General features: G+C 70.4%; 14 protein-coding genes. 8 read left to right on the top strand and 6 right to left on the bottom strand.

Annotation, left to right across the window (positions count from 1 at the left end; all coding sequences use genetic code 11):
• Positions 1–64 precede the first annotated feature (64 nt).
• Positions 65–2,437, bottom strand: a complete 2,373-nt coding sequence (locus IE212_RS24525) for a streptophobe family protein (RefSeq protein ID WP_190200099.1) — start codon at positions 2,435–2,437, stop codon at positions 65–67.
• A gap of 241 nt (positions 2,438–2,678) precedes the next feature.
• Between IE212_RS24525 and IE212_RS24520 the strand changes: the two genes are divergently transcribed.
• Entirely contained in the window at positions 2,679–5,192 is a 2,514-nt protein-coding gene (locus tag IE212_RS24520; protein ID WP_190200098.1) for an ABC transporter ATP-binding protein/permease, read from the top strand.
• 91 nt (positions 5,193–5,283) lie between these two features.
• Here IE212_RS24520 and IE212_RS24515 read toward each other — a convergent pair whose 3' ends face one another.
• Complete coding sequence (locus tag IE212_RS24515) at positions 5,284–6,066, bottom strand: transglycosylase SLT domain-containing protein (RefSeq protein ID WP_190200097.1); 783 nt, start codon at positions 6,064–6,066, stop codon at positions 5,284–5,286.
• Between the two features lie 468 nt (positions 6,067–6,534).
• Here IE212_RS24515 and IE212_RS24510 point away from each other — a divergent pair, with 468 nt between their 5' ends.
• The 3 genes from IE212_RS24510 (at position 6,535) to IE212_RS24500 (ending at position 8,712) form a co-directional block, all read left to right on the top strand.
• Positions 6,535–7,680 carry a GAF domain-containing sensor histidine kinase gene (locus tag IE212_RS24510; RefSeq protein ID WP_190200096.1) on the top strand — a complete coding sequence of 382 codons (1,146 nt, stop codon included), beginning with the start codon at positions 6,535–6,537 and terminating at the stop codon, positions 7,678–7,680.
• Positions 7,673–8,314: a response regulator gene (locus IE212_RS24505; protein WP_190200095.1), complete on the top strand. Its 642-nt coding sequence runs from the start codon at positions 7,673–7,675 to the stop codon at positions 8,312–8,314. The genes IE212_RS24510 and IE212_RS24505 overlap by 8 nt, the downstream gene beginning before the upstream one ends.
• Before the next feature lie 155 nt (positions 8,315–8,469).
• Positions 8,470–8,712, top strand: coding sequence for a chaplin (locus IE212_RS24500; RefSeq protein ID WP_190200094.1), 243 nt, complete (start codon positions 8,470–8,472; stop codon positions 8,710–8,712).
• A gap of 257 nt (positions 8,713–8,969) precedes the next feature.
• Here the strand turns inward: IE212_RS24500 and IE212_RS24495 are convergent, their stop codons facing one another.
• Positions 8,970–9,755: an Rv1486c family protein gene (locus IE212_RS24495; protein ID WP_190200093.1), complete on the bottom strand. Its 786-nt coding sequence runs from the start codon at positions 9,753–9,755 to the stop codon at positions 8,970–8,972.
• Between the two features lie 151 nt (positions 9,756–9,906).
• On the opposite strand from IE212_RS24495, the gene IE212_RS24490 reads away from it, so the two are divergent.
• From IE212_RS24490 to IE212_RS24480, 3 genes are all read left to right on the top strand, one after another.
• Entirely contained in the window at positions 9,907–10,704 is a 798-nt protein-coding gene (locus IE212_RS24490) for an ABC transporter ATP-binding protein (protein WP_030248899.1), read from the top strand.
• A gap of 96 nt (positions 10,705–10,800) precedes the next feature.
• On the top strand, positions 10,801–11,232 hold the full coding sequence (locus IE212_RS24485) for an NfeD family protein (RefSeq protein ID WP_190200092.1): 432 nt from the start codon (positions 10,801–10,803) through the stop codon (positions 11,230–11,232).
• 131 nt (positions 11,233–11,363) lie between these two features.
• On the top strand, positions 11,364–12,314 hold the full coding sequence (locus tag IE212_RS24480; RefSeq protein ID WP_190200091.1) for an SPFH domain-containing protein: 951 nt from the start codon (positions 11,364–11,366) through the stop codon (positions 12,312–12,314).
• A gap of 117 nt (positions 12,315–12,431) precedes the next feature.
• Here IE212_RS24480 and IE212_RS24475 read toward each other — a convergent pair whose 3' ends face one another.
• The 3 genes from IE212_RS24475 to IE212_RS24465 all read right to left on the bottom strand — a co-directional run bounded on the left by IE212_RS24475 (position 12,432) and on the right by IE212_RS24465 (position 14,511).
• A complete protein-coding gene (locus IE212_RS24475) occupies positions 12,432–12,938 on the bottom strand; it encodes an HNH endonuclease (RefSeq protein WP_190200090.1) in 507 nt (168 codons plus the stop codon).
• Between the two features lie 210 nt (positions 12,939–13,148).
• Positions 13,149–13,688 (bottom strand): YbhB/YbcL family Raf kinase inhibitor-like protein, encoded by a 540-nt coding sequence (locus tag IE212_RS24470; protein WP_190200089.1) that lies wholly within the window; start codon positions 13,686–13,688, stop codon positions 13,149–13,151.
• A 40-nt stretch (positions 13,689–13,728) separates the two neighbouring features.
• Positions 13,729–14,511, bottom strand: a complete 783-nt coding sequence (locus tag IE212_RS24465) for a sporulation protein (RefSeq protein ID WP_190200088.1) — start codon at positions 14,509–14,511, stop codon at positions 13,729–13,731.
• A gap of 145 nt (positions 14,512–14,656) precedes the next feature.
• Here IE212_RS24465 and IE212_RS24460 point away from each other — a divergent pair, with 145 nt between their 5' ends.
• Positions 14,657–15,298 carry a DNA-3-methyladenine glycosylase gene (locus IE212_RS24460; protein ID WP_190200087.1) on the top strand — a complete coding sequence of 214 codons (642 nt, stop codon included), beginning with the start codon at positions 14,657–14,659 and terminating at the stop codon, positions 15,296–15,298.
• Positions 15,299–15,676: the final 378 nt, after the last annotated feature.

The raw sequence follows: 15,676 nt of genomic DNA, 5'->3' as shown, positions 1-15,676 counted from the left end.
CAGTGGGTGTCGCGCCGGTGGCGTGAACCTTACGCGGCGGTGCGATCGGACCGGCAGCCCCGTCTCACCTTCCACCTCGGGGCTTCCTCGGTGGCGGGGGAGGGGGCGGAGGTGGTGGTCCGTCGCCCGGCCCGGCCGGGCGGTTGCCGCCTCTCGGTCCTGGCGGCTGCCGGGGTCCCCGGGGAGGAGGCCCGGCCGGCCGGGCCACGGTCGGCGCGCCGTACACGTCACCGTCTGCCGGGCCGCCGGTCTCGCCGGCCTGCAGTGTCTCGCCGGGCGGACCGGCTTCGCCGGGCGGACCGGCTTCACCAGGCGGACCGGCTTCACCGGACGGGCCGGCTTCACCGGGCGGTGCGGGCCGCCCGGGCGGCGGAGCCTGCCCCGGGCGAGAGGACCGGCCCCGCCCCGGGTACTCACCGGACCAGGGTGCCTCACCGGGCCGCCGCCCCGCCCCTTCGCCCCGCTGCCCCTCAACGGGCCGCGCATCCTCCGGCCCCCGCAACTCCTCCGGCACCCGGAGATACGGATTGGTGGCCGCGTTCGGCGGCCGATGCGGTGTGCCCGGGGTGTAGGGCCCGGGTCCTTCTGGGTACGGCGGGCTGGATGCGTGCGGTCCGGGTTCCTTTGCGTGCGGTGTGCCTGGGGGGTACGGCCCGGCTCTCGCGGTGTGCGGTGTGCTCGGGGTGTAGGCCCCGGGTCCTTCTCGGTGGGGCGCGCTCGATGCGTATGGTCCGGCCTCCTGCTCGTGCGGTGCCCGCGCGGTGTCCGGCTCGGCCCAGGCAGTCCACCGCCCGGTGTCGCCCCCGTGGCCGGACCGCCCCGCGCCGACGGACCCCGGCCCTGCCCGCCCAGAACCCCTGTCCTCGCCGGTGCGCTCGGCGTCCGCCCCGCCTGTCCGGGCCAACGGCGACGCGGACCGCCCCGCCGCCCCGCTCGCCCACGCGAGCAGGGCCCCCACGGCCCCGGCCCCCGCACCCCACACCGCGCCCAGCACCAGCGCCAAGGCGTGATGGCCGCGCAGCTCGATGCCCGCCCCGAACGCGTCGAAGCCGAGCACGGACAGGGAGGCGGTCACGGACACCTCCGTCAGCCAGGTCAGCAGCGGCAGGGCGACCGCGGTCGCGACGCCCAGCCGCAGCGCGCACCGGCTCGCGAAACCAAGGGCACCCGCTCCTGGTATGCCGCCGATCCCACGCGTCCGTGCGACACCGGGGCTCAGCGCGCTCCCCGTTCCGTCCGGCCCGGCGCTGCCCGGGCCCGCCACGCCCCCAGCCCTCGCGGACGGTGCGCCACCCGGCCCCGGCCCTCGCCGGTATCCGGCTGCCCCCGCCACACCCCCCACCGGCGTCCGCACTCCCACCAGCACCCCCGCGAGCAGCATCATCAGCGCCGCCGCGACCCCCAGCAGCCACACCCGCCCGTCCAACTCGGCCAGCCGCCCCAGCGTCACCGGCTGGTCGGAGCGGACGCTGAGCAGGTCGTCCAGCGGGTCCGGCAGGAAACGGGCCGGCGCACCCGTCGCCCGGCCGTCCCACGGCACGAGCAGGCCGACCGGCACGCCCAGCCACACCCCGTTCGGCGCCCCCAGCAGCGCGGCTCCGGCGATACGCCGGGGGTGGTCGTCGCCGATCGCCGCGCACACCGCCGCCGCGAACCCCGCCGCCACCGCCACCAGCAGCACGGAAACCACCGCGGACACGGCGGGCCGCACGACCCGGTGCACGGCCTCCCAGCCCCGCGGCAGCGGAGTCCGGCGCGAGGCCAGCAGGGCGATCAGAAGGACCCCGGCCGACCATCCGAGACCACCGAGCAGCGTGGGCACCGTGTCCACCGTGAAACCGACCGCCGCCCGCGCGCCCGCCAGGTCGCCGAGCCGGTCCGGCAGCAGTCCGCCGACGTCCCCGAGCCCCGGGACCTGCACACCGCCATCCCCGTCACCCCCGGTCAGGTCGTCCAGCCCCAGTGAACCGCCGTCGATCGTGACGACGTCGTGGCCCGCCCACGCCAGCCCGCCCAGCATCGCCACGAACAGCGCCACCACCGTGCCCGCACGCGCGAGGAGTTCGGCCGGCGGGATCACAACTCCCGCCCCGCGCAAGGACCGCAGGAAGAAGTACGACAGCAACAGCGCCCCGGCCAGACTCACGCCCAGTGGCGTGATCTCGATGGCCGTGTCCGCCTCCACGGCCGACAGGCCGAACGCCGTCACGTCACCGGACGGCGTGACCGAACCACCCGCCGCCAGGGCCACCACCGCCGCGGTCATCGGCCCAGGCGAGCCCGCCGCGTCCGCCTCCAGCAGCCGCAGGCCCAGCGCCGCCGTACCCGCCATCGCGATCAACGCCCAGCTCACGGCGGCTACGGCGGACATCAGCACGTCCCCCCACGGCACGCGCGCGGCGTCCTTCGCCGACCCGGCGGCTGTGGCAGTACCCATGGCAGACCCCCCGATCCGCTACGCGGCGGGAACACCGCGCAGGTCCCCCTCGCGTCGAAATACCACTCTCCGGCCCGTTTTCAACCCCGTCAACGGAATCGGCTGACGCGCCCGCACACCGTCGCCGCAAGGCCCGCCTTTCAGTCACGGGACCGCTCCTGAAATAGTTCCACCCGATGTTCGACATCCCTAGACTCCCCATGTCGGGGGTAATTCGGGGGACAACTCAGTGGGGCATGGAGTGCCGGAACTCGTACTGGAATCAAACGGACGTACCTGGACGCTCGATCCGTCCAGGGCATACTCCCTCGGACGCGATCCGCAGGGGGACGTCGTCTTCGACGACGCCAGGGTCTCCTGGCGTCACGCCACGGTCAGCTTCAACGGCCGCAGTTGGGTCATCGAGGACCACGGCAGCACCAACGGCACGTTCGTGCGGGGGCAGCGGATCCAGCACATGGAGCTCGGCCCGGGCTCGGCGGTGAACCTGGGCAACCCCACCGACGGACCGCGCCTGAACCTCTCCGGCGCCGCGGCATCCGTCGCGACACCGCAGGCCCACCCCCAGCCTTACGCCGCGCAGGGCGCGAACACGGGCTGGGCCCAGCAGGCCCCCGCCCAGCAGACGCCGCATCAGGCCCAGGCCGACTGGCAGCAGCCGCAGCAGCAAGCGGCCCGGATCCCGCAGCAACAGGGCCCCGACGGCGTCGCGGGGCCGCCGCCGGCCCACGGGGACCGCAGCCCGACGACCTTCTACCAGTTCTCTCTCGGCCGCGTGATGCGCATCGGCCGTGCCCTCGAGAACGACCTGGTCGTCTCCGACCTCCAGGTCTCCCGCCACCACGCGGAATTCCACGCCACGCCCGACGGCCGCATGGAGATCCGCGATCTGGGCTCCCACAACGGCACGTACGTCAACGGTCAGCCGATACCCAAGGGCGGCACGCAGCTGCTCGGTCCGGCCGACGTCGTCGGTGTCGGCCACTCGACCTTCCGCATCGTCGGCGACCGGCTGGAGGAGTTCGTCGACACCGGTGAGGTGTCCTTCTCCGCCCGCCACCTGACCGTCACGGTCGACGGCGGCAAGCAGATCCTCAAGGACGTCTCCTTCGGCGTCCCGGAGAAGTCGCTGATCGCGGTCATCGGCCCGTCCGGCTCCGGCAAGTCGACCCTGCTCAAGGCACTCACCGGCTACCGCCCGGCCGACCAGGGCGAGGTCCTCTACGACAACAGGAACCTCTACAAGCAGTTCGCCGAACTGCGCCAGCGCATCGGCCTGGTCCCGCAGGACGACATCCTGCACAAGGAGCTGAGCGTCAAGAAGGCCCTCAAATACGCGGCCAAGCTGCGCTTCCCCGCCGACACCACGGCGGCCGAGCGCGAGGCCCGCATCGACGAGGTGCTGCGCGAACTCAAGCTCGACATCCACAAGGACAAGAAGGTCACGTCCCTCTCCGGTGGCCAGCGCAAGCGCGTCTCGGTGGCTCTGGAACTGCTCACCAAGCCGTCGCTGATCTTCCTGGACGAGCCCACGTCGGGCCTCGACCCGGGCATGGACCGCGACGTGATGCAGCTGCTGCGCGGTCTCGCCGACGACGGCCGTACGGTACTCGTCGTCACCCACTCCGTGGCTGAGCTGGCCCTGTGCGACAAGCTGCTGGTGATGGCGCCCGGCGGCGCGGTGGCCTACTTCGGCCCGCCGGAGGAGGCACTCAACTTCTTCGGCTACGACTCCTGGGCCGACGTCTTCTCCGCCTTCGAGAACTACCGCGACTACGACTGGGCGGGCCGCTGGAAGGGCTCGCAGCACTACCAGATGTACGCCGCCGACATCGACGCCGGAGCGCCGCAGTCCGTACAGGCTCCGTCGATGCAGGCGATGAAGCCGCCGAAGCCGCAGGGCTGGATGTCCCAGTTCGTCACACTGGTCCGGCGCTATGTCTCGGTGATCGCGTCGGACAAGGGCTTCCTCGCCCTGATGGTGATCCTGCCGGCCGTGCTCGGCGCGGTGAGCCTGCTCATCGACGCGGACCGGGGCCTGCTGCCCAACCCGGCCAACCCGAAGACCGGCCGGATCATCCCCAACGGCACGGCCACCACGGTCCTGCTCATCCTCGCGGTCGGCGCCTGCTTCGCCGGCGCGGCGAACTCGGTCCGAGAACTGATCAAGGAACGGGTCATCTACGAGCGGGAGCGCGCGACCGGCCTGTCCCGCTCGGCGTACCTGATGTCCAAGGTGTTCGTGCTCGGCATGATCACCGTGTTGCAGGGCCTGCTGGTCGGCGTCATCGGCTTCGCCGGCCGGGAGATCCCCGAGGAGGGGCTGATCTTCGGCAGTGCCACGCTGCTTGAGCTGTCCGTGCCGATCATGGCCCTGGGATTCACGTCGATGATGTTCGGGCTGATCATCTCGTCACTGGTCAAGACCGCCGAGAAGACCATGCCGCTGCTGGTGATGTTCGCGATCATCCAGGTCGTGTTCACCGGCTGCCTGTTCACCCTGCACGGCTCCATCGGCGCCAACCAGTTCTCGTTCCTGATGCCGTCACGCTGGGCGGTCGCCGCCTCCGGGGCCACGCTGGACTTCAACAGGATCAGCCCGCCCGAGACGGCCGGCGACAACGACCCGCTGTGGGAGCACACGGCCGGTGCCTGGGCGATGGACATGGGCGCGCTGCTCGCCCTCGGCGTGCTCTGCGGGTTCCTCGTGGCGCGCTTCCTGCGCCGCCACGAGCCGGAGGTCATGCGCAACTAGTCACCGCTCCGCCAAGCCCGAAGGGCGGCGCCTCCTCAGGAGGCTGCCGCCCTTCGGCGCTCCGTGCAGCGAGCAGAGGTCCGCGCCGGCCTCAGTACGCGCTGTTGACGTTGTCCATCGAGCCGTACTTGTCGGCCGCGTAGTTGCAGGCGGCGGTGATGTTGGCGACCGGGTCGTAGATGTCCCAGGAGGTGCCGGGGACGTGCCAGGTCTTGAAGGTCGGCGGGATGACCTGCAGCAGACCCTTCGACGGGATGCCGTTGATGGCGTTGATGTCCCAGTTGTTGATCGCCTTCGGGTTACCCGAGGACTCCCGGATGATGTTGCGCTTGATGCCGTCGTAGGAGCCGGGGATCCCGTGCTTCTTCATGACGTCCAGCGACTCGCGGATCCAGCCGTCGAGGTTGTTCGGGTAGGTCTTCTTGACGGCCTTCTTGGCGGCCTTCTTGGCCTCGGCGCGCTTGGCGGCGCGGCTCGCCGCCTCCTTGGCCTGGCGCTCGGCCTCGGCCTTCTTCTTCGCGGCCTCGGCCTTCTTCTTCGCGGCCTCGGCCTTCTTCTTCGCGGCCGCCGCCTCGGCCTTCTTCTTGGCGGCGGCAGCGGCGTCGGCCTTCTTCTTCGCCTCGATCTGCTCCGCCTTCAGGCTGGCACCGGCCATCTGGTCGGTGACGCTCGCCCTGACGTCCTTGATCTGCTCGGTGCTGAACGCCACCGCAGCCGGCTGAGCGGCCTCGGTCGTGGTCTTCGTCGAGGCACCGCTGGGCACTGCGGAGAACCCGATGGCGGCGGCGCCGAGGGTGGCGACACCCGCCATGGCGATCTTGTGGTGACGGGTCAGGGTGCGACTGCGGCCACGGCTGAAGATGTTCTTGGGCATGGTGGTTCTGGACCTCTTCGAATAGCGCGGGAGTCGCTCGGCGTCCGGCGTTGGACTCGGTGTGTTTCCGACACGAACGCCGCGGAGGTGAACCCACGGCGCTGAGCGACGGCAGCAATTCTTAGCGGCCGCAAAATTGCGTGGCAAAGGTGTGACGTACGAAAGGCGATAGTGGACCAGGGAGGGGCAAATCGGGGCAGATTGGGCCATCCGCCCCGCTCAAAAGGCCCGACTTGTCTCCTACGTCCTTTCGTACGTGACGTGGATCCTATGGGCGGGCTCACATCCGGTCGGGTCCGGTCTCACTGCAAGTTGCTCAAGCGATGCTCTGTGTGAGGCGCTTCCGGGCAGGTGCGGCGCACGGACCGGCTCCGTCCGCCTCCGCCCCGCGACCTAGGTCCACCGGACCGGGCACACGCGGCCACCGGTCCCATCCGCGCCGTCACGGCCCGCCGGTACCGTGAGGACATGAGCCACGGTCCCCGGTCCGGCCTCGCCGCGGTGAGTTCCGCGTTGCTGGCCATGAGCAGGCATCTCGAGGTGCGCGACGTCCTCAAGACGATCGTCGCCTCGGCCCGCGAGCTGCTCGACGCGCAGTACGCCGCGCTCGGCGTACCGGACGACCACGGTGGATTCGCCCAGTTCGTGGTGGACGGCGTCAGTGACGAGCAGTGGAAGGCCATCGGCCCCCTCCCGCGCCAGCACGGCATCCTCGCCGCGATGCTGCACCAGACCAGGTCCGAGCGCCTCGCCGACGTCCGCAAGGACCCCCGCTTCGAGGGCTGGCCGAAGGCCCACCCCGACCTGGTCGACTTCCTGGGCCTGCCGATCCGGGACGGCGACGAGGTCATCGGCGCGCTGTTCCTGGCGAACAAGAACTGCCCGAAGCCCGAGGGCGGCTGCGGCTTCACCGAGGACGACGAGGAACTGCTCGGCATCCTCGCCCAGCACGCCGCGATCGCTCTGACCAACGCCCGCCTGTACGAACGCAGCCGCGAACTCACCATCGCCGAGGAGCGCTCCCGCCTGGCACACGAACTGCACGACGCGGTCAGCCAGAAGCTGTTCTCCCTGCGGCTGACGGCCCAGGCTGCCACCGCCCTGGTGGACCGCGACCCGTCCCGCGCCAAGGGCGAACTCCAGCAGGTGGCCGCACTGGCCGCCGAGGCCGCCGACGAACTGCGGGCCGCGGTCGTTGAGTTGCGCCCGGCGGCCCTCGACGAGGACGGCCTGGTCGCCACCCTGCGCACCCAGATCCAGGTCCTCGACCGCGCCCACACCGCCCGCGTGACCTTCGTCGGCCGTGGCGTCAAGGCCCTGCCCGCCTCCCAGGAGGAGGCCGTCCTGCGGGTGGCGCAGGAGGCCCTGCACAACGCTTTGCGCCACTCCGGCGCCGACCACGTCGACGTGACGCTGGACCGCCGCGGCAGCGGAGCCGTCCTGCGCGTCACGGACGACGGCAGCGGCTTCGACCCCGGTGCGGTCCGCCGCGCGGGCCGCCACCTCGGCCTGGTCTCCATGCGAGACCGGGCGAGCGGGGCCGGCGGCACGCTGACCGTGGAATCGGCGCCCGGCAAGGGCACCACGATCGAGATGGAGGTCCCCGGTGGCTGACGTGATCAAGGTCCTGCTCGTCGACGACCACCAGGTGGTCCGCCGGGGCCTGCGCACGTTCCTCGAAGTCCAGGACGACATCGAGGTCGTCGGCGAGGCGGCCGACGGCGCCGGGGGAGTCGACCGCGCGGAGGAACTGAAGCCCGACGTCATCCTCATGGACGTCAAGATGCCGGGCATGGACGGAGTCGACGCCCTGCGCCGGCTCCGCGAACTGGACAACCCCGCCCGCGTGCTGGTCGTCACCAGCTTCACCGAACAGCGCACGGTGGTCCCCGCCCTGCGCGCGGGCGCCGCGGGCTACGTCTACAAGGACGTCGACCCCGACGCCCTCGCCGGAGCCATCCGCTCGGTCCACGCCGGGCACATCCTCCTCCAGCCCGAGGTCGCCGGTGCCCTGCTGTCCCAGGAGGAGGCCAACTCGACTCCGGGACGGGCCGGTTCGCTCACTGACCGGGAACGCGAGGTACTCGGCCTGATAGCGGACGGCCGCTCCAACCGGGAGATCGCCCGTGCCCTCGTGCTCTCCGAGAAGACCGTCAAGACCCACGTCTCGAACATCCTGATGAAACTCGACCTGGCCGACCGGACGCAGGCGGCGCTGTGGGCCGTTCGTCATGGTGTGACGGGCTGACCCGCTCGCCCCACGGCCGACGGAAGGTTCCATTCCAGGCTGAGATTCATACCGTCGTGGGAATGTCCCCCGGATGGCGCATCCTCGGTGGATCTCCGCCGTTCTCCAGTGCGTGCTGCGGCGACTGCCGCGGCAATCGCAAGGAGGGCTCAGAAGTGAAGAACCTGAAGAAGGCCGCAGCCGTGACGATGGTGACCGGTGGTCTGCTGGTCGCGGGCGCCGGTATGGCCTCCGCCACCAGCGCGCACGCCGACGGCAAGGCCGTGGGCTCCCCGGGCGTCGGCTCGGGCAACGTGGTCCAGGCCCCGGTGCACGTCCCGGTCAACGTGTCGGGCAACAGCGTGAACGTCGTGGGCGTCCTGAACCCCGCCTTCGGCAACCTCGCCGTCAACCACTGACACCGAGCCTCCGCCTCCCAGCCGAAGGCGACCACCGGCCTCCCAGCTCCACCCTGGGAGGCCGGTCAACCCAGCTGCGGGCGGTCGTCCCGCCGGGGCGATGGGGGAGGGCGGGCGCAGCGGCACACGGCTCCACCTCAGCTGCGGGCAGTCGTGCCGCTAAGGGCGGCACGGGTGGGCGCAGCGGCACCCCGCACCGCCGGGCTGCGCAACGCCCCGACCTCGGCGCCAGCGCCCAGCACCTGCCCGCCAAACAGTCACCGCACCCCCCGCTCCCGCTCCTCCACGACGGAGTTGTACGCCGCGACCTGCGCCCGCCGAGCGGTCCGCTCCACCGGCCGCAACGCCTCCCGCCGAGCAGAGATCTCGGACGAACTCACCGCACCCCCGTGCCCACTCTCGGTCGCCACAGCGATCAGCGTCCCCACCCGCTGCGCCAACTCCAGCACCCGCACCGCCCGCGACGGATACCCCGGCGCCAGCACCTCCCGCCCCCGCTCGGCCCGGGCCCGATACGCATCGACCGCCGCCTCCGCCACCGGCCCCGACCCGGCCACGTCCAGCCGCGTGAGCACCTCGGTCGCCTCCCGGAGGGCCTCCGCGAGCTCCCGCTCCGCCTCACCCAGCGACGGCACATCCGCAGGCGGCGCCTCCCGCACGGGCAGCACATGCCAAACGACTTCCACCTGCACTCCCACCGGCCCGGCCTCGTACACGTCCGGCACCAACCCGAGTGCGGCCCCGTGACAGACCACCGCCTCCTCGGCCTCCAGCGCCCGCGCGTTGAACTCCGGCGGCCCGCTCAGCCCCAGCGGATGCCCCGGGGCGGGAAGCGCGACCCGCAGCCCGGTCGCTCCCAGCTTCCGCAGCCGCCCCAGCGCCAGCGTCAGCCCGACCTGGCCCGACTCCCCGGGCAACCCCTCCACCCGATGCACCGCGTCCTCGCCGACGATGGCGAGCACGGCGTCATCCGGTGAGACAAGTCCGGCCAAAAGGGCATTTCCCCAAGATGCGAGACGTCCAGCGCGCGGTTCCGTGAGCATGCCCTCAACCCTAGGGCCGGACCGAGGGAACGCCCGGTACGACCGGTGGCGTAGATTTCATGGAGGGCTGCGCCCACAGGCGCGGCGGACCGAGCCACAGGCGTAAGCGACAGCCGAGACCGGCCACACTGCAAGGGGAGACAACGCGCTCATGAGCGATGTTCTGGAGCTTCAGGACGTATCCGTGGTCCGCGAGGGCCGGGCTCTGGTGGACCAGGTCTCCTGGTCGGTCAAGGAGGGCGAGCGCTGGGTCATCCTCGGCCCGAACGGAGCCGGCAAGACCACCCTCCTCAACCTCGCTTCCACCTACCTCTACCCCAGCTCGGGCACCGCCGCCATCCTCGGCGAGACCCTCGGCAGGCCCGGCACCGACGTCTTCGAGCTGCGCCCCCGCATCGGTATGGCCGGCATCGCCATGACCGAGAAGCTCCCCAAGCGCCAGACGGTCCTGGAGACGGTGCTCACCGCCGCCTACGGCATGACCGCCACCTGGCACGAGGACTACGAGGAGATCGACGAGCAGCGCGCCCGCGCCTTCCTCGACCGCCTCGGCATGAGCGACTACCTGGAGCGCAGGTTCGGCACCCTTTCCGAGGGCGAGCGCAAGCGCACCCTCATCGCCCGCGCCCTGATGACCGACCCTGAGCTGCTGCTCCTCGACGAGCCCGCCGCCGGCCTCGACCTCGGCGGCCGAGAGGACCTGGTCCGCCGCCTCGGCCGCCTCGCCCGGGACCCGATCGCCCCCTCGATGCTCATGGTCACCCACCATGTCGAGGAGATCCCCCCGGGCTTCACGCACGTCCTCATGATCCGCCAGGGCAAGGTCCTCGCGGCCGGCCCGCTGGAGCTGGAGCTCACCTCCCGCAACCTCTCGCTCTGCTTCGGACTCCCGCTCGTCGTCGAACAGGTGGGCGAGCGCTGGACCGCGCAGGGCCTCCCGCTGTCCTGACCCGACCCTGGAACACCGCAAATCCCAGGGCGCGAACGGCATTTCACACGACGGGCGCCCTGTCGGCGACAGGGCCCGCGGACCTACCATGCCCATGTGGAAATCGACGCATGGCTGTGGTGGCTGATCGGCGCGACAGCGCTCGGCATCGCGCTCGTGATCACCGCGATGCCCGAACTCGGCATGCTCGCGGTGGGCGCGATCGCCGCGGCGGTGGCCACCGGCGTCTTCGGCGGCGGAGCCGTCGCCCAGGTGGCCGTCTTCGCCGCCGTCTCGACCGCGGGCATCGCCGTCGTACGCCCCATCGCGAACCGGCATCGCGCTCAGCGGCCCCAACTCGCGACCGGGGTCGACGCGTTGAAGGGAAGACAAGCCGTCGTCCTGGAACGCGTCGACGCCTCGGGCGGGCGGATCAAGCTGGCCGGAGAGGTGTGGTCGGCCCGCGCCCTCGACACCGACCGTGCTTACGAAGTAGGCCAGGAAGTGGACGTCGTGGACATCGAAGGAGCCACCGCGATCGTCATGTGACCTCGCACGACGGAACTGAAGGGAACCTCTCGCGAGGTACGCGACGGTCTGTCAGACTCGTCCAGCAAGATCTTCGACAACCATAAGATCTGCCGAAGACGCCGAGGCGGAGAGAGGTACGGGGAACGACGATGGAACCGGTCATCATCGTCCTGATCATCCTGGTGGTGTTGGTCTTCATCGCCCTGATCAAGACGATCCAAGTCATCCCACAGGCCAGCGCGGCCATCGTCGAGCGCTTCGGCCGCTACACGCGGACACTCAACGCGGGGCTCAACATCGTCGTCCCGTTCATCGACACCATCCGAAACCGCATCGACCTGCGCGAACAGGTCGTGCCCTTCCCGCCGCAGCCGGTCATCACCCAGGACAACCTGGTCGTCAACATCGACACGGTCATCTACTACCAGGTGACCGACGCCCGCGCCGCCACCTACGAAGTCGCCAGCTACATCCAGGCGATCGAGCAGCTCACCGTCACCACGCTCCGCAACATCATCGGCGGCATGGACCTGGAGCGGACCCTGACGTCCCGCGAGGAGATCAACGCGGCACTGCGCGGCGTCCTGGACGAGGCGACCGGCAAGTGGGGCATCCGCGTCAACCGCGTCGAACTCAAGGCGATCGAACCGCCCACCTCCATCCAGGACTCGATGGAGAAGCAGATGCGCGCCGACCGCGACAAGCGCGCCGCGATCCTCCAGGCCGAAGGTGTCCGGCAGTCCGAGATCCTGCGCGCCGAAGGCGAGAAGCAGTCCCAGATCCTGCGCGCCGAAGGTGAGGCCAAGGCAGCCGCCCTCCGCGCCGAGGGCGAGGCCCAGGCCGTCCGCACCGTCTTCGAGGCCATCCACGCCGGAGACCCGGACCAGAAGCTCCTCTCCTACCAGTACCTCCAGATGCTCCCCAAGATCGCTGAAGGCGACGCCAACAAGCTCTGGATCGTCCCCAGCGAAATCGGCGACGCCCTCAAGGGCCTCTCCGGCGCGATGGGCAACTTCGGCGGCATCGGCGGCGGCAACACAGGCACGACCAGCGCACCCGTACCGGCCCAGGAACGCCGCGAGAAGCCGTCGATCGACTGACAGCACCTCAACGCGAGTTCCCCGCACCCACCTTCTCCTCAGGGGCGCGGGGAACTGCGCGATCAACCACATTCAACCTGCACACCGGAACACCACCGCAGCCGCCACGGCGATGGGTCACGCCGCGTCCAGCACCAGCCACTCCGGCAGCGCCGCAAAGTCCTCCTGCGCCAGCGCGAGCAACATCGCATCGGCCGGCGTCGGCTCGAACGGCTCCCGCAGCAGCGGCATACCCGCCTCCTGAGGCGTCCGGTTCGCCTTCCGGTGGTTGTCCTCCGCACACGAGGCCACCGTGTTCAGCCAGGTGTCCTGCCCACCCTGCGACCGCGGCACCACGTGGTCCACGGTCGTCGCCCGCCTCCCGCAGTACGCGCACCGGTGCCGGTCCCGGACCAGCACACCCCGCCTCGACCACGGCGCTCGTCTTCGGAACGGCACCCGTACGTACTGACAGAGCCTGATCACCCGCGGCGCGGGTATGTCGACCGCGGCTCCCCGCATCCGCAGTTCGGGGTGGGCCTGCTCGACGACGGCCTTGTCCTGAAGCACCAGAACGACGGCTCGGTTCAGCGTCACCGTCGACAGCGGCTCGAAGCTCGCGTTGAGTACCAGCGTGTCCCGCATACCAGCCCACCTCCCGTGTGCACCCGCCCACCCCCTGGCGGGCTGGGATCAACTCTGGCCGGGCACGCCGAGATGGACAACGCAATATCTGCTGCTCCCACGGGGGGTGACCCCCGCGACCCCCGGCAACAAAAATGCCCGCTCCTGATCAATTCCAAGACCAGGAGCGGGCAAACGTTGCATGAACGCCGGGATGGCCCAGCGGGTCACTCAGCCTTCGGCAGGCACCTCGTACTCACCGATCAGCTGAGCCCGCCCGATGGTGTGGAACCGCAGGTTGAAGCCCACGGCGGCCGGGCTGGCGTCCGAGTCCGGACCGAGCTTCTCCTGGTCCACCGCGTACACCGTGAACACGTACCGGTGCGGTCCGTCCCCGGGCGGCGGCGCGGCCCCGCCGAAGTCCTTGCTGCCGAAGTCGTTACGAGCGTGGACCGCGCCCTCGGGCAGCCCTTCGAACGCGCCGCCGCCCGCACCCGCCGGCAGCTCGGTCACCGACGCGGGGATGTCGAACAGCACCCAGTGCCAGAACCCGCTGCCCGTCGGAGCGTCAGGGTCGTAGCAGGTCACGGCGAAGCTCTTGGTCCCGGGCGGGAAGCCCTCCCACCGCAGCTGCGGCGAGGTGTTGCCGGCCGCCTTCACCTGAGCGTCCTGGAGCGTCGCCCCTTCCTCGATGTCCTTGCTCGTCACCGTGAACGACGGTACGGGCGGATGGAAGTCGTGGGGGAGCGGCCGCCGCTTGAGCTCGGTCACCTCGGTACCTCCTGATCGGTTCTTGCGGTCGCCCCCGAGCCTAGAACCAGTTGCGCTTGCTGCCGACCTCGGACAGCCACTGGTTGAGGTACGCGACCCAGTCGGTCCCCCGGAAGTCGTTCAGACCCACCTGGAACGACCGGAAGGTGTCGCTGCCCTCGCTGAACAGACCCGGCCTCTTGTCCATCTCCAGCACCACGTCCATCGCGTGCTCGTCGGCCACGAAGCTCAGCTCGACCTGGTTCAGCCCCCGGTACTGCTGCGGCGGGAAGAACTCGATCTCCTGGTAGAACGGCAGCCGCTGGCGCGTACCGCGGATGACACCGCGTTCCATGTCCGCGTTCTTGAACCGGAAGCCCAGCTGGATGAACGCGTCGAGGATCGCCTTCTGCGCCGGCAACGGGTGCACGTTGACCGGGTCCAGGTCACCGGAGTCCACGGCCCGCGCGATCTCCAGCTCCGTCGACACCCCGATGTTCATGCCGCGCAGCGCCTGCCCGTCGATCATCGTGATCGGCGTCTCCCACGGGATCTCCAGCCCGAAAGGCACCGCGTGCACCGCACCCGCCTGCAGCTCGAACGCCCCGCCCAGCCGCGACTTCGTGAACTCGATGTCCTGCTTGTACTCCTGGTCGCCGCTCTCCACCTCGACCTTGGCCTGCAGCCCGACCGAGAGCCCCTCGATCTGCTGGTTCACGGTCCCGCCCTGGATCCGCACCTCGCCCTGGACGACACCGCCCGGCACGACGTTGACCTCGTGCAGCTCCGTCTCGACTGAAGCCCCGCCGGCCCCCAGGCTCGCGAGCAGCTTCTTGAACGCCATGTCTCTCCCTCTCGCCCACTACGGGTGGATCCCTGATCCCTACAAACGCGATCCGGCCGTGGCCGGTTCCATGCCCTCACCCTGACAAGGCCGGTGCCCGCTTGCCACCCCGCCGCGCCACCCGTCTCAAGTACCCTCGGACGGCATGATCGCGACCCCCGACCGTACGCCCCTGCCCAGGGAGTTCTTCGACCGGCCCGTCCTCGATGTCGCCCCCGACCTGCTCGGCCGCATCCTGGTCCGCACCACCCCGGACGGTCCGATCGCCCTCCGCCTCACAGAGGTCGAGGCCTACGACGGTGAGAGCGACCCCGGCTCCCACGCATATCGCGGTCGCACGGCACGCAACGGCGTCATGTTCGGTCCGCCCGGGCACGTCTACGTCTACTTCACCTACGGCATGTGGTTCTGCATGAACCTCGTGTGCGGGCCCGAGGGCAAGGCGAGCGCCGTCCTCCTGCGCGCGGGGGAGATCATCGAGGGTGCCGAGCTGGCCCGCACCCGTCGACTCTCGGCCCGCAATGACAAGGAACTGGCCAAAGGCCCGGCCCGTCTGGCCACAGCCCTGGACGTGGACCGCTCCCTCGACGGCACCGACGCGTGCACCTCCGAAGAGACCCCCCTCCGCATGCTGAGCGGCACCCCCGTGCCCTCCGACCAGGTACTCAGCGGCCCCCGCACCGGAGTGGGCGGCGAAGGCGCCGAGCACCCCTGGCGCTACTGGATCGCCAACGACCCGACCGTGAGCCCCTATCGGGCCCATGTCCCGCGGCGCCGCCGAAGTTGACGCGCCCTCCCCAGGTGCGTAATGTAGCCCGAGCCGCTTGACCCGGGTACGGCATTCGCCAGCAGCCGGAAGCGGACAACCCACTACCTAGCTACATCCCCCTCAGCGGGGGCGAATTCGGCGTGCCCGCATGCCTGAATTCGACGCCGACGGACTCGATTATGAGTTGGACGGCGAATCGGTTAACGTAGTGAATGTCGAAAGGCCGACGAGCGAAAGCCAAGGCCTTCAGGCAAAACCCGCCGACAGGGAATCGGATCGAGAAAAGATCTGATAGAGTCGGAAACGCAAGACCGAAGGGAAGCGCCCGGAGGAAAGCCCGAGAGGGTGAGTACAAAGGAAGCGACCGTTCCTTGAGAACTCAACAGCGTGCCAAAA

The sequence above is a fragment of the Streptomyces djakartensis genome, assembly GCF_014651075.1.
GTDB lineage: Bacteria > Actinomycetota > Actinomycetes > Streptomycetales > Streptomycetaceae > Streptomyces > Streptomyces djakartensis.
The sequence above is the reverse complement of the archived record's forward strand: the minus strand, read 5'-3'. Positions and strand labels throughout refer to the sequence as shown.

What these genes read in the sequence shown, in the direction of transcription:
- IE212_RS24495 (WP_190200093.1), bottom strand. Translation starts at nt 9,755, where the DNA reads ATGCTCACGGAACCGCGCGCTGGACGTCTCGCATCTTGGGGAAATGCC.
- IE212_RS24515 (WP_190200097.1), bottom strand. Translation starts at nt 6,066, where the DNA reads ATGCCCAAGAACATCTTCAGCCGTGGCCGCAGTCGCACCCTGACCCGT.
- IE212_RS24480 (WP_190200091.1), top strand. Translation starts at nt 11,364, where the DNA reads ATGGAACCGGTCATCATCGTCCTGATCATCCTGGTGGTGTTGGTCTTC.
- IE212_RS24525 (WP_190200099.1), bottom strand. Translation starts at nt 2,437, where the DNA reads ATGGGTACTGCCACAGCCGCCGGGTCGGCGAAGGACGCCGCGCGCGTG.
- IE212_RS24510 (WP_190200096.1), top strand. Translation starts at nt 6,535, where the DNA reads ATGAGCCACGGTCCCCGGTCCGGCCTCGCCGCGGTGAGTTCCGCGTTG.
- IE212_RS24460 (WP_190200087.1), top strand. Translation starts at nt 14,657, where the DNA reads ATGATCGCGACCCCCGACCGTACGCCCCTGCCCAGGGAGTTCTTCGAC.
- IE212_RS24465 (WP_190200088.1), bottom strand. Translation starts at nt 14,511, where the DNA reads ATGGCGTTCAAGAAGCTGCTCGCGAGCCTGGGGGCCGGCGGGGCTTCA.
- IE212_RS24490 (WP_030248899.1), top strand. Translation starts at nt 9,907, where the DNA reads ATGAGCGATGTTCTGGAGCTTCAGGACGTATCCGTGGTCCGCGAGGGC.
- IE212_RS24475 (WP_190200090.1), bottom strand. Translation starts at nt 12,938, where the DNA reads ATGCGGGACACGCTGGTACTCAACGCGAGCTTCGAGCCGCTGTCGACG.